Origin of the sequence: Streptomyces sp. Ru62 (genome assembly GCF_002920615.1) — a bacterium.
GTDB lineage: Bacteria > Actinomycetota > Actinomycetes > Streptomycetales > Streptomycetaceae > Streptomyces.
This window is the reverse complement of sequence record NZ_PQSU01000062.1, coordinates 1-18,739: the sequence shown is the minus strand read 5'-3', so window position 1 is coordinate 18,739 and position 18,739 is coordinate 1. Positions and strand designations below refer to the sequence as shown.

At 72.2% G+C, this 18,739-nt stretch carries 17 protein-coding genes; 9 read left to right on the top strand and 8 right to left on the bottom strand.

The features are described from left to right. Positions 1–37 precede the first annotated feature (37 nt). Complete coding sequence (locus C3492_RS42605) at positions 38–1,240, bottom strand: bifunctional adenosylcobinamide kinase/adenosylcobinamide-phosphate guanylyltransferase (RefSeq protein ID WP_103817948.1); 1,203 nt, start codon at positions 1,238–1,240, stop codon at positions 38–40. Positions 1,241–1,367: 127 nt separating this feature from the next. Between C3492_RS42605 and C3492_RS42600 the strand changes: the two genes are divergently transcribed. After that, positions 1,368–1,577, top strand: a complete 210-nt coding sequence (locus tag C3492_RS42600) for a hypothetical protein (RefSeq protein ID WP_030658323.1) — start codon at positions 1,368–1,370, stop codon at positions 1,575–1,577. 36 nt (positions 1,578–1,613) lie between these two features. On the opposite strand, the gene C3492_RS42595 is transcribed toward C3492_RS42600, so the two are convergent. From C3492_RS42595 to C3492_RS42585, 3 genes are all read right to left on the bottom strand, one after another. Then, entirely contained in the window at positions 1,614–2,693 is a 1,080-nt protein-coding gene (locus C3492_RS42595) for a S1C family serine protease (RefSeq protein WP_103817947.1), read from the bottom strand. Positions 2,694–2,749: 56 nt separating this feature from the next. Beyond that, on the bottom strand, positions 2,750–3,451 hold the full coding sequence (locus C3492_RS42590; protein WP_103817946.1) for a bifunctional 2-polyprenyl-6-hydroxyphenol methylase/3-demethylubiquinol 3-O-methyltransferase UbiG: 702 nt from the start codon (positions 3,449–3,451) through the stop codon (positions 2,750–2,752). An 83-nt stretch (positions 3,452–3,534) separates the two neighbouring features. Continuing rightward, positions 3,535–4,164 carry a DUF3043 domain-containing protein gene (locus tag C3492_RS42585; RefSeq protein ID WP_181140854.1) on the bottom strand — a complete coding sequence of 210 codons (630 nt, stop codon included), beginning with the start codon at positions 4,162–4,164 and terminating at the stop codon, positions 3,535–3,537. A gap of 266 nt (positions 4,165–4,430) precedes the next feature. On the opposite strand from C3492_RS42585, the gene C3492_RS42580 reads away from it, so the two are divergent. From C3492_RS42580 to C3492_RS42560, 5 genes are all read left to right on the top strand, one after another. Then, complete coding sequence (locus C3492_RS42580) at positions 4,431–5,210, top strand: PspA/IM30 family protein (protein WP_078611732.1); 780 nt, start codon at positions 4,431–4,433, stop codon at positions 5,208–5,210. A 33-nt stretch (positions 5,211–5,243) separates the two neighbouring features. Beyond that, a complete protein-coding gene (locus C3492_RS42575) occupies positions 5,244–5,522 on the top strand; it encodes a hypothetical protein (RefSeq protein WP_103817944.1) in 279 nt (92 codons plus the stop codon). A gap of 300 nt (positions 5,523–5,822) precedes the next feature. Beyond that, entirely contained in the window at positions 5,823–7,058 is a 1,236-nt protein-coding gene (locus C3492_RS42570) for a sensor histidine kinase (protein ID WP_181140853.1), read from the top strand. Further along, positions 7,055–7,735 carry a response regulator transcription factor gene (locus C3492_RS42565; RefSeq protein ID WP_103817942.1) on the top strand — a complete coding sequence of 227 codons (681 nt, stop codon included), beginning with the start codon at positions 7,055–7,057 and terminating at the stop codon, positions 7,733–7,735. Before C3492_RS42570 ends, C3492_RS42565 begins: the two co-directional genes overlap by 4 nt. Positions 7,736–7,867: 132 nt before the next feature. Next, positions 7,868–10,969: an efflux RND transporter permease subunit gene (locus tag C3492_RS42560; RefSeq protein ID WP_103817941.1), complete on the top strand. Its 3,102-nt coding sequence runs from the start codon at positions 7,868–7,870 to the stop codon at positions 10,967–10,969. Positions 10,970–11,038: 69 nt separating this feature from the next. Here C3492_RS42560 and nadA read toward each other — a convergent pair whose 3' ends face one another. Then, on the bottom strand, positions 11,039–12,223 hold the full coding sequence (gene nadA / locus C3492_RS42555) for a quinolinate synthase NadA (RefSeq protein WP_103817955.1): 1,185 nt from the start codon (positions 12,221–12,223) through the stop codon (positions 11,039–11,041). A 264-nt stretch (positions 12,224–12,487) separates the two neighbouring features. On the opposite strand from nadA, the gene C3492_RS42545 reads away from it, so the two are divergent. Continuing rightward, positions 12,488–12,844: an iron-sulfur cluster assembly accessory protein gene (locus C3492_RS42545; protein WP_028422454.1), complete on the top strand. Its 357-nt coding sequence runs from the start codon at positions 12,488–12,490 to the stop codon at positions 12,842–12,844. Between the two features lie 123 nt (positions 12,845–12,967). On the opposite strand, the gene C3492_RS42540 is transcribed toward C3492_RS42545, so the two are convergent. Together C3492_RS42540 and C3492_RS42535 are read right to left on the bottom strand one after the other, a co-directional pair. Then, the gene (locus tag C3492_RS42540; protein ID WP_103817939.1) at positions 12,968–14,500 is read right to left on the bottom strand and encodes a hypothetical protein; all 1,533 of its coding nucleotides are present in this window, start codon (positions 14,498–14,500) and stop codon (positions 12,968–12,970) included. A gap of 100 nt (positions 14,501–14,600) precedes the next feature. Beyond that, positions 14,601–14,810, bottom strand: a complete 210-nt coding sequence (locus C3492_RS42535) for a hypothetical protein (protein WP_103817938.1) — start codon at positions 14,808–14,810, stop codon at positions 14,601–14,603. 183 nt (positions 14,811–14,993) lie between these two features. On the opposite strand from C3492_RS42535, the gene C3492_RS42530 reads away from it, so the two are divergent. Next, complete coding sequence (locus tag C3492_RS42530) at positions 14,994–15,968, top strand: carbohydrate kinase family protein (RefSeq protein ID WP_103817937.1); 975 nt, start codon at positions 14,994–14,996, stop codon at positions 15,966–15,968. 27 nt (positions 15,969–15,995) lie between these two features. Here C3492_RS42530 and C3492_RS42525 read toward each other — a convergent pair whose 3' ends face one another. Continuing rightward, entirely contained in the window at positions 15,996–17,372 is a 1,377-nt protein-coding gene (locus C3492_RS42525) for a cysteine desulfurase/sulfurtransferase TusA family protein (protein ID WP_103817936.1), read from the bottom strand. Positions 17,373–17,629: 257 nt separating this feature from the next. On the opposite strand from C3492_RS42525, the gene coxB reads away from it, so the two are divergent. Further along, the gene (gene coxB / locus C3492_RS42520) at positions 17,630–18,589 is read left to right on the top strand and encodes a cytochrome c oxidase subunit II (protein WP_103817935.1); all 960 of its coding nucleotides are present in this window, start codon (positions 17,630–17,632) and stop codon (positions 18,587–18,589) included. Positions 18,590–18,739 lie beyond the last annotated feature (150 nt).

The following is an 18,739-nucleotide window of genomic DNA, read 5'->3' as shown; positions in this document are numbered from 1 at the left end:
GACCACGCCCGGCCGACACCGGTACAGGGCACCCCCGTCAGCCGCGGAGCACCAGCGCCTGGCCCGCCACCACCAGCAGGACCTGTTCGCACTCGTTCGCGAACGCCGCGTTCAGACGGCCCAGTTCGTCCCGGTAGCGGCGGCCGGAAGCCGTCGCGGGGACGATGCCGGAGCCGACCTCGTTGGACACCGCCACCACGGTCCGCCGAGTGCCCCGCACCGCGGCCGTCAGCTCCCGCACCCGCTCCCGCAACGCCTTCTCACCCCCGCCCGCCCACTCCGCGTCGTCCCACGCCCCCACGGAATCCATCACGTCCGTCAGCCACAGCGACAGACAGTCGATCAGCACCGGCGGCCCGTCCTGCGCGAGCACCGGCACCAGGTCCGTCGTCTCCGCCGTACGCCACGACCCCGGCCGCCGCTCCCGGTGCACGGCCACCCGGTCCGCCCACTCGGTGTCCCCGTCCCGCGTGCCGCCCGTCGCCACGTACAGCACCTCCGGGAACGTCTCCAGCCGCCGCTCCGCCTCCACCGACTTGCCCGAGCGCGCCCCGCCCAGCACCAGCGTCCGCCGCGGCACGTCCGGCACCTCCTCGTACGCCCCCACCACCAGCGTCGTACCGTCCGGAACCGCCCGCGCACCCGCCGCCGCCAGCCGGCGCCGCAACTCCGCGCCGGGCGGCACGTCGTGGTCCAGGTGGACGGCGAGCACATCCGTGGTGGGGCCGACCGAGCCGACCGCGCGGAGCCGGGCGAGCGCGTCGGGACGGCCCACGACATCCGCGAGGAGCATGTCGTACGACTCCGCCGTCGCCTCCTCCAGCCCCGCCGGCGCCCCGCCCGGCGGCAGGTACAGCAGCCGCTGCCCGTCCGGCCCGGTCACCGCGTACCCCGTGCCGCCCGCGTCCATCGCCACGGCCCGCACCCGATGCCCCGTCAGCAGCGCCAACTCCCGCCCGTCCGGCACCCGGCCGGGCTGCGGCAGCCCGGCCGGGACCTCCACCGCCGGGCCGTCGTGCGGATGCGACAGCAGCACCTGCCGTACCCCGCCCAGCGACTGCCCGGCGCGGGCCGCCGCGAACGCCGCGCCCGGCGTCAGGTCCAGCAGCAGCGTCCCGTCCACGAGCGCCGCGGTCGCGGCCCGCGCGTCGGGCCCGAGCGCGGTCGCGCACACGGCACAGGAACAGTCGGGGCGAGGCAGTCCCGCCGGGGCACCGGTACCGAGCAGAGTTACTTCCACGGACCGATTTTCGCCTGCCACCCGAGGTCTCGCGCGACCGGCCACCCGGATGATCCACCGCCTCTAACGGCCGACCCGGCGGAGCGCATACGCTGCGGGGGCAGGTGTTGGATCAAAGGAGGCCCAGATGACGGCATGGACGTGGCGGTTCGAGAAGGCCGACGGGACGGAGGTCCAGCCGGCGGTGCAGCCCGAGGAGTTCACCACGCAGGGGGATGCCGAGTCCTGGATCGGGGAGCACTGGAAGGCGCTGCTGGAGGGCGGGGCCGACCAGGTGCGGCTGTTCGAGGAGACGGCGGAGATCTACGGCCCGATGAGCCTGCACGCCGACGCGTGACCCGGCCGTGAACGGGGTGAGGAGGGGGCACCCTCCTCACTGCTCGCCCAGGGTCACCTCGACCGTCTTCTCGGCGCCGTCCCGCTGGTAGGTGACCGTGGTGCGCTGCCCCGGCTTGCCGTCCGCCAGCGCCTCGGCGAGCGAGGTGATGGTGGTGACGGGCCGGTCACCCACCGCGGTGATGATGTCGCCGGCGCGCAGACCCGCCCGGTCGGCCGCGCCGCCGGCGCGGACGCTGACCACCGCGACCCCGCTCGGCTGGTAGCGGTCGTTCACGACCGTCCGCGCGGTGATGTCGAGGGCCGCCCGCCCCGACTCGACGACCTTCCCCTCCCGGACGATCTGGTCGGCAACCGTCCGCACCATCGACGACGGGATCGCGAACCCGATGCCGGGCGCCGCGCTGTTCCCGAAGGTCGGGTCGGTCGCCGCGAGCGTCGGGATGCCGATCACCTGCCCATCGAGATCGACCAGGGCGCCACCGCTGTTGCCGGGATTGATCGCCGCCGAGGTCTGCACCATGTTCGCGATCGTCGCACCCGTACCGCCGCCCGAATCACCCTCGCTGACGGTCCGTCCGGTCGCCGAGACGATGCCCTGGGTCACGCTGGACGACAGCCCGAGCGGCGACCCCATGGCCAGCACGATCTTGCCGACCTGCACCTTCTCGGAGTCCCCGAACACCGCCGGCTTCAGCCCGTCCGGCACCTTGTCCAGCCGGACCACGGCGAGATCCTGCTCGGGGTAGGAGTAGACCAGGCTCGCGGTGAGCGGTTCCTCGTTGTTGGCCGTGGTCACCTGGAAGGTCTTCTCCGACCCGACCACGTGCGCGTTGGTGACGATGTGCCCCTTGTCGTCGTACACGACGCCGGAGCCCAGGTCCCGGCTCGCCTGGATCTGCACGACCGACGGCAGGACCTCGCGGATCACCTTCTGGTACTGGCTCTGCAGGTCGTTCGCGGCCATCGGCAGGGCCGCCCCGGTGGCCGCCGTGGTGTCCCGCCCGGCCTCGGCGGCGGGGGCGGTGCAGCCGGCGGCGAGGGCCGCGCTGCACACCAGCGCGGCGGCCGGGACGGCTCTTCGGGGGGCACGTGCGCGAGTACGGGAAGCGTCCATGTCCCGAGTCTCACCGCGCGGTGATCACCCGTCCCGCGCTGTTCCCCCGAACGTGCTCAGCCTCGTACCCCGCACAGGTGCAGCAGCGCCGCCACCCCGCGGTAGGGGTCCGTGCGCCCGGCCCGCTCCTCGACCGTGAGCAGTGTCTCCAGGTCGTCCGGGAGCGCCGCGCCGTCCGCCGCCGTGTCCGTGAAGACCCGGACGCCGTACCAGGCGTGCAGCGGGGCGGCGATGCCGTCGAGCGTGGCGGTGAGGGCCGCGAGCCGGTCGGCGCGGACGTCCAGGCCCAGGCGGTTGCGATACGCGGTGGTGTCGAAGGCGGCCAGGGCGGAGGACCAGTCCCCGGACAGGCCCGGCCGCATGGCGAGCGCGTCGCCGTTGCGGACCAGGAGGGAGAGGAGGCCACCGGGCGCCAGCACCCGGGCCAGCCCCGCCACCAGCGGGTCGGGCTCCTCCACGTACATCAGCACGCCGTGGCACAGCACCACGTCGAAGCTGCCCGGCAGGAAGTGCACACCCGTGTCCCGCCCGTCGCCCTGCACCAGCCGCACCCGCTCCCGGATGCCCTCCGGCTCCCGGGCCACGGCGTCCCGCGCGACGGCGATCATCGTCGCGTCCTGCTCGACCCCGGTCACATGGTGGCCGAGCCGGGCCAGCCGCAGTGCCTGCGTGCCCTGGCCCATCCCCACGTCGAGCACCCGCAGCCGCTGCCCGACCGGGAACCGCCCGGCTATCTGCTCGTCGAGCTGCCGGGCCACCAGCTCCTGGCGTACGACATCCCGCAGGCCGCCCAGCCTGTCCAGCCAGGCATCGGCCGCGCCCCCGGTGAAAGCGTCAGCGCTCAGGGCCGCTCTCCGCGCTTGACCTGCGGCTTCGGCAGCCGGAGCCGGCGCATCTGCAGGGACCGCATCAGGGCGTAGGCGACCGCGCCGCGCGTGTTCTCGTCCGGGAAGCGCTCCTGGAGCCGCTTCTTCAGCCGGAAGCCGCTGACCGCCGCGTCCAGCACGATCAGCACGATCACGATCAGCCACAGCAGCAGCGCGATGCTCTGGATCGCGGGCACCCGCACCACGCTCAGCACCAGGATGACCACCGCGAGCGGCAGGAAGAACTCCGCCACGTTGAACCGCGAGTCCACCCAGTTCCGGGCGAACTTGCGGACCGGGCCCTTGTCCCGGGCCGGCAGATACCGCTCGTCGCCGCTGGCCAGCGCCTGGCGCTGCCGCTCCAGGGCCTGGCGCCGCTCCTCGCGCTGGCGCTTCGCGGCCTCCTTGCGGTTCGTTGGGGTACGGGCGACGCTGCGGCGCTGGGACTGGGCCTCACTGCGCTTGGGAGTGGGCCTGCCCTTCGGGGCCTGCGGGTCGCGGGGCTGCTTGGAGAGGGTCACCGGCGCCTTGTCGGCGGTCGGGGCCTTCTCTTCCTTGGCACGGCTACGGAACACAAAACCCAAGGGTAAGGGCTGCACCGGCATGGACCCCAGTCCGGTGGGGAACGATCCGGCAACACCGGACGTCTCTAGGGGGACAGAGGGGACACGCAGAGGGCTTCCGGCGGCATCAGGGGGGATCACCTACTCCCTGCGCCGGAGCGGAACGGTCCGCAGTCGTCCTCGGGGATGAGCGCATCACCCCGCGAACAGTGCGGTAATGGAAGCAGGGCCCGTACTGTGGGTCCTGTCGCAGGATCTGTGAGCTGGAGTCCGTCAGAAGGGGGCGCGCGAAGCCCATGAGCGGTGTCATGAAGCGTATGGGGATGATCTTCCGCGCGAAGGCGAACAAGGCCCTTGACCGGGCCGAGGACCCGCGCGAGACCCTCGATTACTCGTACCAGAAGCAGCTGGAGCTGCTCCAGAAGGTCCGCCGTGGCGTCGCCGACGTGGCCACGTCCCGCAAGCGCCTGGAACTCCAGCTCAACCAGTTGCAGCAGCAGTCCTCCAAGCTGGAGGACCAGGGCCGCAAGGCGCTCGCGCTCGGCCGTGAGGACCTGGCCCGGGAGGCGCTGTCCCGCCGCGCCGCCCTCCAGCAGCAGGTCACGGACCTTGAGACCCAGCACGCGACCCTCCAGGGCGAGGAGGAGAAGCTCACCCTGGCGGCCCAGCGCCTCCAGGCCAAGGTGGACGCCTTCCGCACGAAGAAGGAGACCATCAAGGCCACCTACACCGCCGCCCAGGCCCAGACCCGTATCGGCGAGGCCTTCTCCGGCATCTCCGAGGAGATGGGCGACGTCGGCCTCGCCATCCAGCGCGCCGAGGACAAGACCGCCCAGCTCCAGGCGCGGGCCGGCGCCATCGACGAACTGCTCGCCTCCGGCGCCCTCGACGACCAGTCCGGCATGCACAAGGACGACATCCAGGCCGAGCTGGACCGGCTCTCCGGTGGTACGGATGTAGAGCTGGAACTGCAGCGCATGAAGGCCGAGCTGGCCGGGGGCTCCCCGCAGCAGGCCATCGAGGGCGGCACCGGTCAGGGGCAGTCCCAGCAGCAGCCGCAGGACACCCCGCGCTTCGACAAGCAGTAGCCCGGCGCCGGGGCCCGAGCCGAGGAGGCCGACGTGATCGTACGGATCATGGGGGAGGGCCAGGTGACGCTGGACGACTCCCACGTCGTCGAGCTGAACAAGCTGGACGACGAGCTGCTGGAGGAGATGGAGAGCGGTGACGAGGAGGGCTTCCGCCGCACGCTCGGCGCCCTCCTCGACTCCGTCCGCCGGCTCGGCACCCCGCTGCCGGACGACGCGCTCGAACCCTCCGAGCTCATCCTCCCGGCGCCGGACGCGACGCTGGAGGAGGTCCGGGAGATGCTGAGCGACGACGGGCTGATCCCGGGCTGAGCGTTGACGGTCCCCTGGGGCGGGGAGCCGGGGTGCTCGGGGGCCTGGGTGTCGTGCGGGCTCCGTGGTCGTGCGGCTCCGTGGTGGTCGCGCGGTCTGGCTCGGGGTGTCACGCGGTCTCGCGGCTGCGGGTCGTACGTGGCTGGTCGCGCAGTTCCCCGCGCCCCTTCGGGCGCTTCCCGCGCGCCTCTTCGCGTAGTTCCCCACGGCCCTTCGGGCGCCTCCCAGCAGCCCCGCTCGGCCGGCTCCCGCACCGGGCGCCCTGCCGTCGGCCGGTGCCGGGCCCGTACTGTGCACACCGTGAGCACTCTCGAACGCGCCCGGTGCGGCCTCAAGGCGCACCCCCTGGCGGCGGACGCGGCGCTCGCGGCCGGCGTGCTGGCCTGCATGCTCGCCGGTTCCTTCGCCGCGCCCCAGGGTCACCACGGTCTGACCTGGAGCGTCCGCACCCCGGCCGTCCTCAGCCTCGTCCTCATGCTGGCCGGCGCGGCGGCGCTCGTCTTCCGGCGCCGGGCGCCCAAGACGGTCCTCGCCGTCACCGGCACGGTCTCCCTGGTCGAGTGCGTCACCGGCGACCCCCGCGCCCCGGTCGCGATGTCCGCCGTCATCGCGCTGTTCACCGTCGCCGCGACCACCGACCGCTCCACCACCTGGCGCCTCGGCCTGCTCACCATGACCGTGCTGACGGCTGCCGCCATGCTGGCCGGGCCGCTGCCCTGGTACGCCCAGGAGAACCTCGGCGTCCTCGCCTGGACCGGCATCGGCGCCACCGCCGGCGACGCCGTACGCAGCCGCCGCGCGGTCGTCCAGGCCATCCGGGACCGGGCCGAGCGCGCCGAACGCACCCGGGAGGAGGAGGCCCGCCGCCGGGTCGCCGAGGAGCGGCTGCGGATCGCCCGCGATCTGCACGACGTCGTCGCCCACCACATCGCCCTGGTGAACGTGCAGGCCGGGGTCGCGGCGCACGTCATGGACAAGCGGCCCGACCAGGCCAAGGAGGCCCTCGCGCACGTCCGCGAGGCCAGCCGCAGCGCGCTCGACGAGCTGCGCGCCACCGTCGGCCTGCTCCGCCAGAGCGGTGACCCCGAGGCCCCCACCGAACCCGCCCCGGGCCTGAGCCGCCTGGAGGAGCTGGCCGACACCTTCCGCAGCGCGGGCCTGCCGGTGTCCGTGGCCCGCGCCGACCAGGGCGCGGAACTGCCCGCCGCCGTCGACCTGGCCGCCTACCGGATCGTCCAGGAAGCCCTGACCAATGTGCGCAAGCACGCGGGCCCCGAGGCCGAGGCCGAGGTGAGCGTCGTACGCGTCGGGCCGAACGTCGAGGTCACCGTCCTGGACGACGGCCCGGGCAAGCCCGGCGGTCCCGGGGCCGGCCGCGCGTCCGAGGACGGCGGCGGGCACGGCCTGCTCGGCATGCGCGAGCGGGTCACCGCCCTCGGCGGCACCCTGACCACCGGACCCCGTTACGGCGGCGGCTTCCGCGTCCATGCGATCCTGCCCGTCAAGACGACGACGGCCCAGGGGGAGCCCGTATGACCATCCGCGTCCTGCTCGCCGACGACCAGGCACTGCTGCGAAGCGCGTTCCGGGTGCTGGTCGACTCCGAGCCCGACATGGAGGTGGTCGGGGAGGCCTCGGACGGTGCGGAGGCGGTCCGGCTGGCGAGGGAGCACGGCCCCGACGTCGTCCTCATGGACATCCGGATGCCCGGCACCGACGGCCTCGCCGCCACCCGGCAGATCGGCGCCGACCCGTCCCTCGCGCAGGTCCGCGTGGTCATCCTGACCACCTTCGAGGTCGACGACTACGTCGTGCAGGCGCTGCGCGCCGGTGCCTCCGGCTTCCTCGGCAAGGGCAGCGAGCCGGACGAGCTGCTGAACGCCATCCGGGTCGCGGCCGGCGGGGAGGCCCTGCTGTCTCCCGCCGCCACCAAGGGCCTGATCGCCCGCTTCCTCGCCCGGGGCGACGACGGCGACGGCCCCGACCCCGCCCGCTCCGAGCGGCTCGGCGCCCTCACCGGCCGGGAGCGTGAGGTCCTCGTCCAGGTCGCCGGCGGCCACTCCAACGACGAGATCGCCGAGCGGCTGGCGGTCAGCCCGCTGACGGTGAAGACGCACGTCAACCGGGCCATGGCGAAGCTGGGCGCGCGGGACCGGGCCCAGCTCGTCGTCATCGCGTACGAGTCGGGGCTGGTACGTCCGAGGATGGACTGATCTCCACCCACGTCTACTGCGCGCGGAGTAGGGGCCGGTGCAGGAACGGGACCTGGGGCCTACGGAACGGCCCTCCGGGATGGCTCAGGGTGGTGGAGACTTCTGCCGCTCACCGAAGAGAGACCCTGACCCATGTCCTGGCTGTCCAGATTCAGCCTCGCGCAACGGGCCCTCGTCGGGCTCGTGTCCCTCATCGCGCTCGCCTTCGGGCTGATCGCGATACCCCAGATCAAACAGCAGCTGCTGCCCACCATCGAACTGCCCATGGTGTCGGTGATCGCGCCGTACCAGGGCGCCTCGCCCGACGTGGTCGAGAAGCAGGTCGTCGAACCCATCGAGGACAATCTGCAAGGCGTCGACGGCGTCACCGGTGTCACCTCCACCGCCAGTGAGGGCAACGCCGTGATCATGGCGTCCTTCGACTACGGCAACGACACCAAGCGGATCGTCTCCGACGTCCAGCAGGCCGTGAACCGGGCCCGCAACCAGCTCCCGGACGACGTCGACCCGCAGGTCGTCTCCGGCTCCACGGACGACATGCCGACCGTGGTGCTCGCCGTCACCTCCGACAAGGACCAGCAGGCGCTCGCCGACCAGCTGGACACGACGGTCGTGCCGGCCCTGAAGGACATCGACGGCGTCGGCCGCGTCCAGGTCACCGGCGTGCGCGACCTCCAGGTCACCGTCACCCCGGACGCCGCGAAGCTCGCGCGGGCCGGCCTGACCCCGGCCGCGCTCGGCCAGGCCCTCCAGGCGGGCGGCGCGACCGTACCGGCCGGCTCCTTCGACGAGGACGGCGCCAACCGCACCGTCCAGGTCGGCGGCGGCTTCACGTCGCTGAAGCAGATCAGGGACCTGATGGTCACCGGCGAGGGCGCGAAGCGGCCGGTGCGTCTCGGCACCGTGGCCACGGTCGAGGAGCAGCCGGCCCCGGCCGACTCCCTCACCCGCACCGACGGCCGGCCCAGCCTCGCCGTCAGCGTGACCATGGACCACGACGGCAGCGCGGTCTCCATCTCGAACGCGGTCGAGGACAAGCTTCCCGGCCTGCGCGAGGACCTCGGCGCGGGCGCGAAGCTCACGGTCGTCAGCGATCAGGGCCCGGCCGTGTCCAAGTCCATCAAGGGCCTGACCACGGAGGGCGCGCTCGGCCTGCTCTTCGCGGTCCTGGTGATCCTGGTCTTCCTGGCGTCGGTCCGCTCGACCCTGGTGACGGCGGTCTCCATCCCGCTGTCGGTGGTGTTGGCCCTGATCGTGCTGTGGACGCGCGGGCTGTCCCTGAACATGCTCACGCTCGGCGCCCTGACCATCGCCATCGGCCGGGTCGTCGACGACTCGATCGTGGTCCTGGAGAACATCAGGCGGCACCTGGGCTACGGCGAGGAGCGCAAGGAGGCGATCCTCACGGCGGTGCGCGAGGTGGCCGGCGCGGTCACCTCCTCCACCCTCACCACGGTCGCCGTGTTCCTGCCGATCGGCCTGGTCGGCGGCATGGTGGGCGCCCTGTTCGGCTCGTTCAGCCTCACGGTGACGGCGGCCCTGCTGGCCTCCTTGCTCGTGTCGCTGACGGTCGTGCCGGTCCTGTCGTACTGGTTCCTGCGCGCCCCGAAGGGCACCCCCGAGGACGCGGCGGAGGCCCGGCGCAGGGCCGAGGAGAAGGAGGCCGGCAGCCGCCTCCAGCGGGCGTACGTCCCCGTCCTGCGGTTCGCGACGCGCCGCCGGCTCACCAGCGTGCTCATCGCGATCGTCGTCCTGGTCGTCACGTTCGGCATGTCCGGCCTGCTGAAGACGAACTTCTTCGACCAGGGCGACCAGGAAGTCCTCACCGTCAAGCAGGCGCTGAAGCCCGGCACCAGCCTCGCCGCCACGAACGCGCAGGCGAAGCGGGTGGAGAAGCTGCTCGCCTCCACCGAGGGCGTGAAGGACTACCAGGTCACCGTCGGCTCCTCCGGCTTCATGGCGGCCTTCGGCGGTGGCACCGACTCCAACCAGGCGTCGTACCAGGTGATGCTGAAGGACTCCGCCTCCTACGACGACGTGCAGAAGCAGCTTGAGGACGGCCTGCAGAAGCTCAAGGGCATCGGTACGACCACCGTGTCGGCCGGTGACGGCTTCGGCGACCAGGACCTCAGCGTGGTCGTCAAGGCGTCCGACGCCGAGGTGCTGCGGACGGCGGCGGAGCAGGTCCGCTCCACGGTCGCCGGCCTCGACCACGTCACGGACGTCACCAGCGACCTCGCGCAGAGCGTGCCGCGGATCTCGGTCAAGGCGAACGCCGAGGCGGCGGCGGCCGGGTTCGACGACCAGAAGCTGGGCGCCGCGGTGGCGCAGGCCGTGCGCGGTACGACAGCGGCCAAGGCGGTCCTCGACGACACCGAGCGGGACGTCGTCGTGCGGTCGGCGAAGCCCGCGACCACGCTCGCCCAGCTCAAGGCGCTGCGCCTCGGTCCGGTGAAGCTCGGTGACATCGCCACGGTGAAGCTGGTGGACGGGCCGGTGTCCATGACCCGCATCGACGGGCAGCGCGCCGCCACGATCACGGCCAGGCCGACGGGTGACAACACGGGTGCGGTCAGCACCAGGCTCCAGTCGAAGATCAAGGACCTGAAGCTGCCGGCGGGTGCCACGGCCGAGATCGGCGGGGTCTCCTCCGACCAGGACGACGCGTTCAAGAACCTGGGGCTGGCCATGCTGGCCGCCATCGCGATCGTCTTCATGCTCCTGGTGGCGACGTTCCGCTCGCTCGCCCAGCCGTTGATCCTGCTGGTCTCCATCCCGTTCGCGGCGACGGGCGCGATCGGTCTGCTGGTCGCCACCGGCACCCCGATGGGCGTGCCCGCGATGATCGGCATGCTGATGCTGATCGGCATCGTGGTGACCAACGCGATCGTGCTGATCGACCTGATCAACCAGTACCGGGCGCAGGGGCACGGCGTGGTGGAGGCCGTGATCGAGGGCGGCCGGCACCGGCTCCGTCCCATCCTCATGACGGCGCTGGCGACGATCTTCGCCCTGCTCCCCATGGCGCTGGGCGTCACCGGCGAGGGCGGCTTCATCGCCCAGCCCCTCGCCGTGGTCGTCATCGGCGGCCTGATCACGTCGACCCTGCTGACGCTCCTGCTGGTCCCGACGCTCTACGCGATGCTGGAGCTCCGCAAGGAGCGCCGGGCGAGGAAGCGGGCGGCGAAGAACCAGCCGGCGGCGGAGAAGGCGCCGGAGCCGGCCGGAGTCTGACGCATGGCGAAAGGGCCGGGTCCCGCACGGGGCCCGGCCCTTTCGGGTGCGCCGGGGAAGCGCGCGTCGCTACGGAAGCGCGAGCATCCGCTCCAGCGCCAGCTTGGCGAACGCCTCCGTCTCCTTGTCGACCTCGATGCGGTTGACCAGGTTGCCGTCGGCCAGGGACTCCAGCGCCCAGACCAGGTGGGGGAGGTCGATGCGGTTCATCGTCGAGCAGAAGCAGACCGTCTTGTCGAGGAAGACGATCTCCTTGCCCTCCGGCGCGAAACGGTTCGCCAGCCGGCGCACCAGGTTCAGCTCCGTACCGATCGCCCACTTGGAACCGGCCGGGGCCGCCTCCAGTGTCTTGATGATGTATTCCGTCGAGCCGACGTAGTCCGCCGCGGCCACGACCTCGTGCTTGCACTCGGGGTGGACCAGCACGTTCACGCCGGGGATGCGTGCGCGCACGTCGTCGACCGAGTCCAGGCTGAAGCGGCCGTGGACCGAGCAGTGCCCCCGCCACAGGATCATCTTCGCGGCCCGCAGCTCGTCGGCCGTCAGCCCGCCGTTCGGCTTGTGCGGGTTGTAGACCACGCAGTCGTCCAGGGACATCCCCATGTCACGGACGGCGGTGTTGCGGCCCAGGTGCTGGTCCGGCAGGAAGAGCACCTTCTCACCCTGCTCGAAGGCCCAGTCGAGGGCGCGCTTGGCGTTCGACGAGGTGCAGATCGTGCCGCCGTGCTTGCCGGTGAACGCCTTGATGTCGGCGGAGGAGTTCATGTACGACACCGGGACCACCTGCTCGGCGATGCCCGCCTCGGTCAGCACGTCCCAGCACTCCGCGACCTGCTCGGCCGTCGCCATGTCGGCCATCGAGCAGCCGGCGGCGAGGTCGGGCAGGACGACCTTCTGGTCGTCGGAGGTCAGGATGTCCGCCGACTCGGCCATGAAGTGCACACCGCAGAAGACGATGTACTCGGCTTCCGGGCGCGCGGCCGCGTCCCGGGCCAGCTTGAAGGAGTCGCCCGTGACGTCCGCGAACTGGATGACCTCGTCGCGCTGGTAGTGGTGGCCGAGGACGAAGACCTTGTCGCCGAGCCGGGCCTTGGCGGCGCGGGCGCGCTCGACCAGGTCGGGGTCCGAGGGCGACGGGAGGTCTCCGGGACACTCGACGCCCCGCTCGCTCTTCGGGTCGGCCTCGCGGCCGAGCAGCAGCAGGGCGAGCGGAGTCGGCTGCACGTCGAGCTCCGGGGTCTGGGCGGTGGTCACGACACGCACCCTTTCTACTTTTCGTCTAACTGACGCTATCTATCATAACTGGTTCACGTCACTTTGACGATGGCCATAGCGTCCATGTGACGTGAATCCCGCTCCGGTCCCTCCACGGGCCGCTGTCGGCGCCGAGGACCATGTGCGAGCATGAAGTCGGAAGGAAAAACGCGACAACGCGAATGCCCGGCCCGGAATGAATCCGCGGAAGCGCCGGTTGCACTCGTCGGCAAGCAGTCTCCGTACAACCCGGGAGAGATGTAGATGTCCGTATCGGACGAGACCACCACCGTCACCGACGGCATCATCCTGACCGACGCCGCCGCGGCCAAGGTCAAGGCCCTGCTCGACCAGGAAGGCCGCGACGACCTCGCGCTGCGCGTCGCCGTCCAGCCCGGCGGCTGCTCCGGCCTGCGCTACCAGCTCTTCTTCGACGAGCGCTCGCTCGACGGCGACGTGGAGAAGGACTTCGGCGGGGTCAAGGTCGTCACGGACCGGATGAGCGCTCCGTACCTCGGTGGTGCCACCATCGACTTCGTGGACACGATCGAGAAGCAGGGCTTCACGATCGACAACCCGAACGCGACCGGCTCCTGCGCCTGCGGCGACTCCTTCAGCTGAGCCGACGGCCGGCAGAGCCACACGGTCTGACGGCCGGAAAAGGCGGCGGTCCCCTTCCGGGGGCCGCCGCCTTCACCTTTCCCGCCCGGCCGGCGAGGCTGCGCCGGGCTGTCCCACCGGGGGTCAGCGCGGCTGCGCGGACGCATCCGGCCGCAGCGAGCCCGGCTTCGCCCTCGGGACCGCCTTGCCGTCCGTGCCGACCACCGTCCGCCCGTCGAGCGGCGCGTCCAGCGTCACGGTCTTCACGTACTCCTTGGCGATCAGGACGCACACCCGGCCCGGCCAGGGCCGCTCGGTGACCGTCACCGTCACCCGGCCGCCGCTCTCCCGCGCCGACGTCCGGTAGTCGGCGCACACCCCGCCGTAGAAGCTCAGGTTCAGCGTCCGCCCGTCGACCGTGTAGCCGTTCACCTTCACGCTCCGGCTCTTCCCGGGCGCCCGGGACGGCTGGGAGGGCCGCGGCGCCGGGGACGCGGACGCCGAGGTCAGGTAGGCCGGGTCGACCGCCGGATACGTCACGGTGAACGCGCCGCCCGCCGTGGACCCCCGCACCTGGAACAGCCAGGACGGCACCAGGGTCTGCCGCCCGCCGACGGAGTGCGCGGCCAGCCCGAACACCGCCTTCTCGACCGTCACCGTGTCCCGGGCCGCCTTGGGCGCCCCCGTGGACGCGCCGCACGGCTGCTCCAGCCGGTCCTTCAGCGGCTCCGGGCTCGCGCACCCCCCGATCCCCATCCGGTGGCCGTCCCGCACCGACCCGTTCATCAGCTCCAGCGTCTTCGCGGCGCCCACGACCGGGTACGTGTCCCCCTTCACCGGCGTCGCCAGCAGCCCGTGGCCGCCGACCAGTTCGCCGCCGCGGTCGACGGTCAGGCCGGTCGTCCAGCCGTACGTGGGCAGCCCGCCGACCACCGGGTCGGCGTTGACCACCCGCCGGGCGCCCATGACCTGGCTCGCGTCGAGCTTCGCGTCGTCCAGCCCCGCCGCCTCCAGCACCGGTGCCGCCGCCTTCTCGGCGTCGGCCACGCTCACCGGGTCGCCGGCCGGAGCGCCCGGGTCCTGCGCGCAGACGGTCACCTTCCGGCAGTTGTCGGTGCCGGGCGCGTACCGGTCGAAGCTCCAGCCGCCCGGCGCGTCCCGGTTCACCGTCAGCCGCGGCCCGGAGCCGTCCTGCCCGCCGACCCGCCACATCCGCCCCTCGGCCACCGGCGCCCCGTCGACCCCCAGCGCCTTCGCCAGCCGGACCACCTGCTCCCGGCCGACCTCGGCCCCCGGCTCGTACACCGGCGCCGAGCCGGGCCCGTCGGGCAGCTCGCCCCGCGCCACGTACCGGGCGCCGTACGGGTCCGGCTCGCCCGGTGCGACACCGCCGGTGCCGGAGCGCGCCCAGCCGTCCAGGGTGAGGGGCGGGGGAGTGCCGTGGGCTGCGCCGGGGGCGGCCGGATCGCCCGTACGGCCGTCGGTGCCGTCGCCCGCGGCGAGGTAGGCGCCACCGCCGCCGATCAGCAGGACGGCCGCGGTGGCGACGGCGACGATGACTGCGGTGGGGCGTCGGCCATCCGTCCGCCCCGGTTCCGCCGTCGTCGACCGCGGGTCCGCGGGGGACGGGTCGCGCCCCTCGGGGGCGCCGGAGTTCTCAGACCGCTCGGTGTTCACCGCATCGCTCCTCGCTGCGTCGTGTCCCGCGTCCCCTGCGCGGGGGACGGCGATGGGACGCGGGAGGGGAGCACGCGGTTCCCGGGCTCGCGCCCCGCGGTCAGTCGCCGTAGTCCGACATCGCGTCCAGCAGCCGCGCGGACCGCGCCGGCACCCGCACCCCGTGGATGAGGGACGGTGGCACGGGCCGGGACTCGGCGTGCTCCGGGACCGCCCAGTGCGGCGCCATCCGGGCGCAGTCGCCGCGCAGCGCGGCGAGGTCGCCGTCGGGGTCGGCCGGGGCGGAAGAGGTGACCTTGAGGTTCGTCATGCCCGCACCGTAGGCACGGCCCGGGCTGCGGCAAAAGGGCTACTATCGGGTAGTTTTGCCAGCTTCAGTGGCGGCTTCCGACCGGGTAGCGTGAACTGTCAATCCGCCCTCCCGTCTCCCACCACCGCCCTTCCAACGAGCGCTCACGCGCGCACCTTCTTATTTCCGCAGGAGAATTCCGTCGTGCGCATCGCTGTCACCGGCTCCATCGCCACCGACCACCTCATGACCTTCCCCGGCCGCTTCGCCGACCAGTTCGTCGCGGACCAGCTGCACACGGTTTCGCTCTCCTTCCTGGTCGACAATCTCGACGTACGCCGCGGCGGCGTCGGCGCCAACATCGCCTTCGGCATGGGCCAGCTCGGCACCGAGCCCATCCTGGTCGGCGCCGCCGGCTTCGACTTCGACGAGTACCGGGCCTGGCTCGACCGGCACGGCGTCGACACCGAGTCGGTCCGTATCTCCGAGACCCTGCACACCGCCCGCTTCGTGTGCACCACCGACTCCGACCACAACCAGATCGGCTCCTTCTACACCGGCGCGATGAGCGAGGCCCGGCTGATCGAGCTGAAGACGGTCGCCGACCGCGTGGGCGGCCTCGACCTGGTCCTCATCGGCGCCGACGACCCCGAGGCGATGCTCCGCCACACGGAGGAGTGCCGCTCGCGGAACATCCCGTTCGCCGCCGACTTCTCCCAGCAGATCGCCCGGATGGAGGGCGAGGAGATCCGGATACTGCTGGACGGCGCGACCTACCTCTTCTCCAACGAGTACGAGAAGGGGCTCATCGAGTCCAAGACCGGCTGGAGCGACGCGGAGATCCTCGCGAAGGTCGGCCACCGGGTCACCACGCTCGGCTCCCGGGGCGTGCGCATCGAGCGGAGCGGCGAGGACCCGATCGAGGTCGGCTGCCCGGAGGAGGAGCGCAAGGCCGACCCCACGGGCGTCGGCGACGCCTTCCGCGCGGGCTTCCTGTCGGGACTGGCCTGGGGCGTCTCCCTGGAGCGCGCCGCCCAGGTGGGCTGCATGCTGGCCACGCTGGTCATCGAGACCGTGGGGACGCAGGAGTACCGGCTGCTGCGGGGCCACTTCATGGAGCGGTTCGTGAAGGCGTACGGCGACGAGGCCGGCCAGGAGGTGCGGGCCCACCTCAGCTGACGCGGCCCCGCGCCCCTCCGGGACCGCTCAGCTCACCCGGCGCACCACGTACGCCGTTCCCTTCTCCGCCGGTTCCTCCCCGACGTACTCCTGTCCCCGCATCCCGCACCACGCCGGGATGTCCAGGCGGGCCGCCTCGTCGTCGGAGAGGACCCGGACGGTCCCGCCCACCGGTACCCGGCCGAACACCTTCGCCAGCTCGATGACCGGGATCGGGCAGCGCTTGCCGAGGGAGTCGACGATCAGTTCCTCCGCCTGGACGGCCGTTGCCGGGGCCGGCGCCCCCAGCTTCTCCCGGACGCCCGCCACCGCCTCCGGCAGCACCTCCAGGAACCGCTCCACGTCCGCCTCCGCCGTGCCGGGCGGCAGGGACACCCGTACGTTCCCCTCGCTCAGCACCCCCATCGCCTTCAGCACATGGCTGGGGGTCAGCGTGCTGCTCGTGCAGGAGGAGCCCGAGGACACCGAGAAGCCGGCCCGGTCCAGCTCGTGCAGCAGTGCCTCGCCGTCGACGTAGAGGCAGGAGAACGTGACGATCCCGGGCAGCCGGCGCACGGCGTCGCCGACCACCTCCACGTCCGGCACCAGCTCCGGCACCCGCGCCCGGATCCGCTCCGTCAGCCCCCGCAGCCGTACCGCCTCCTGGGCCGCCTCGGCCCGCACCGCGCGCAGCGACGCGACGGCCGCCACGATCGCCGGGATGTTCTCGAACCCGGGCGCCCGCCCCGACTCCCGCTCGTCCACCGGCCCTTGGGCGGCGAACCGCACGCCCTTGCGCACGACGAGCAGCCCGACCCCCGACGGCCCGCCCCACTTGTGCGCGCTGGCCGCGAGCAGCGACCAGTCGCCCTCGACCGGCCCCCAGCCCAGCGACTGCGCCGCGTCCACCAGCAAGGGCACCCCGGCCGCCCGGCACACCTCCGCCACCTCGGCCACCGGCTGTACGGTCCCCACCTCGTGGTTGGCCGACTGGAGGCACGCCAGCGCGGTGTCCGCCCGGAGCGCGGCCGCGTAGCCCGCCGGGTCGACGGCTCCCGCCCGGTCGACGGCCACCCGGGTGACAACCCCGCCGTCCGCCTCGAACACCTCCGCCGAATGGAGTACGGAGGAATGTTCTACGGACGACACGATCAGGTGGCGTCCCACCCGCCGCCGCCCGGCCAACGCCCCGGCGACCCCCGTGTGCACGGCCCGGGTGCCGGACGACGTGAACACCACCTCGTCCGCCCGGCAGCCCACGGCCTCGGCGGCCGCCTCCCGTGAGGCGTCCAGCAGCATCCGGGCCTTGCGTCCCTCCCGGTAGAGCCGGGCCGGATCGGCCCATCCCTCATCCAAAGAGGCCAACAGCGCCTGACGGGCGACGGGATGGAGAGGAACGGCGGAGGCAGCGTCAAAGTAGGCCATACGGCAACGTTAAGACCCCTGCGGAGGCAGCCGGCCAGGGGCCGCGGCGAACGGCGCGACCAGCCACGATCGACCCGCAGCCGCCAATCCAGCGAACCACCCGAGTCAGTAGGCACCCCTCCCCGCGAACCCTCGGAGAGGGTGGGCTAGGGTTTGGTCCGCATAAACATCCAAACCCCTGCCCGACGCAGGGCGGCGACCGACCAGCGAGAAGGCCGCAGCCGACCGCGCGGGCGAGACTCTCGGGAAGGCGCTACGTGAGTCCCAACGGCTCCGACCGCTCGCCGCGGCGCCCGATGCGGCGGAAGCTGCTGCAGGCACTGACCGCGGGCCTGGTCCTGGCGACCGCAACCGGTTGCACATACAAGGACTTCCCCCGCCTTGGCATGCCCACCCCGACCACGGAAGAGGCTCCGCGGATCCTCTCCCTGTGGCAGGGCTCCTGGGCTGCCGCGCTCGCCGTCGGCGTGCTGGTGTGGGGCCTGATCCTGTGGAGTGCCCTCTTCCACCGGCGCAGCCGCACCAAGGTCGAGGTCCCTCCGCAGACCCGGTACAACATGCCGATCGAGGCCCTGTACACGGTGGTCCCGATCATCATCATCTCGGTGCTGTTCTACTTCACGGCCCGGGACGAGTCGAAGCTCCTCGACATGTCCAAGAAGCCCGACGTCACGGTCAACGTGGTCGGCTTCCAGTGGAGCTGGGGCTTCAACTACATCGAGAACGTTCCCGGTTCCACCGGTGACGCCAGGACCGACAAGAACCTGACCGCCATCTCGGACCAGCTGCGGAAGCAGTTCCCGGCGAACGCCGGCGGTGTCTACGACGTCGGTACGCCCGGCACGCGGAACCCCCAGACGAACAACCCCGGTCCGACGCTCTGGCTCCCCAAGGGCAAGACGGTCCGCTTCGTCCTCACTTCGCGTGACGTCATCCACTCCTTCTGGGTGGTGCCGTTCCTCATGAAGCAGGACGTCATCCCCGGCCGGACCAACTCCTTCCAGGTGACCCCCAACAAGGAGGGCACCTTCCTCGGCAAGTGCGCCGAGCTCTGCGGCGTCGACCACTCCCGGATGCTGTTCAACGTGAAGGTCGTCTCCCCGGAGCGCTACGCGCAGCACCTCAAGGAGCTCGCGCAGAAGGGGCAGACCGGTTACATTCCGGCCGGCATCGCGCAGACGAGCCACGAGAAGAACCAGAGGACGAACATCCTGTGAGCATCCTCAACGAACCCCAGGGTGCCGCGGCAGCTGAAGGCTCGCACGCCGACGAGCTGCCGGTCCGGCGCAAGCAGCCCGGCAATGTCGTGGTGAAGTGGCTGACGACCACCGACCACAAGACGATCGGCACGATGTATCTGGCGACGT

What these genes read in the sequence shown, in the direction of transcription:
- C3492_RS42580 (WP_078611732.1), top strand. Translation starts at nt 4,431, where the DNA reads ATGAAGCGTATGGGGATGATCTTCCGCGCGAAGGCGAACAAGGCCCTT.
- C3492_RS42535 (WP_103817938.1), bottom strand. Translation starts at nt 14,810, where the DNA reads ATGACGAACCTCAAGGTCACCTCTTCCGCCCCGGCCGACCCCGACGGC.
- C3492_RS42585 (WP_181140854.1), bottom strand. Translation starts at nt 4,164, where the DNA reads ATGCCGGTGCAGCCCTTACCCTTGGGTTTTGTGTTCCGTAGCCGTGCC.
- C3492_RS42560 (WP_103817941.1), top strand. Translation starts at nt 7,868, where the DNA reads ATGTCCTGGCTGTCCAGATTCAGCCTCGCGCAACGGGCCCTCGTCGGG.
- C3492_RS42545 (WP_028422454.1), top strand. Translation starts at nt 12,488, where the DNA reads ATGTCCGTATCGGACGAGACCACCACCGTCACCGACGGCATCATCCTG.
- C3492_RS42525 (WP_103817936.1), bottom strand. Translation starts at nt 17,372, where the DNA reads ATGGCCTACTTTGACGCTGCCTCCGCCGTTCCTCTCCATCCCGTCGCC.
- C3492_RS42565 (WP_103817942.1), top strand. Translation starts at nt 7,055, where the DNA reads ATGACCATCCGCGTCCTGCTCGCCGACGACCAGGCACTGCTGCGAAGC.
- C3492_RS42600 (WP_030658323.1), top strand. Translation starts at nt 1,368, where the DNA reads ATGACGGCATGGACGTGGCGGTTCGAGAAGGCCGACGGGACGGAGGTC.
- C3492_RS42595 (WP_103817947.1), bottom strand. Translation starts at nt 2,693, where the DNA reads ATGGACGCTTCCCGTACTCGCGCACGTGCCCCCCGAAGAGCCGTCCCG.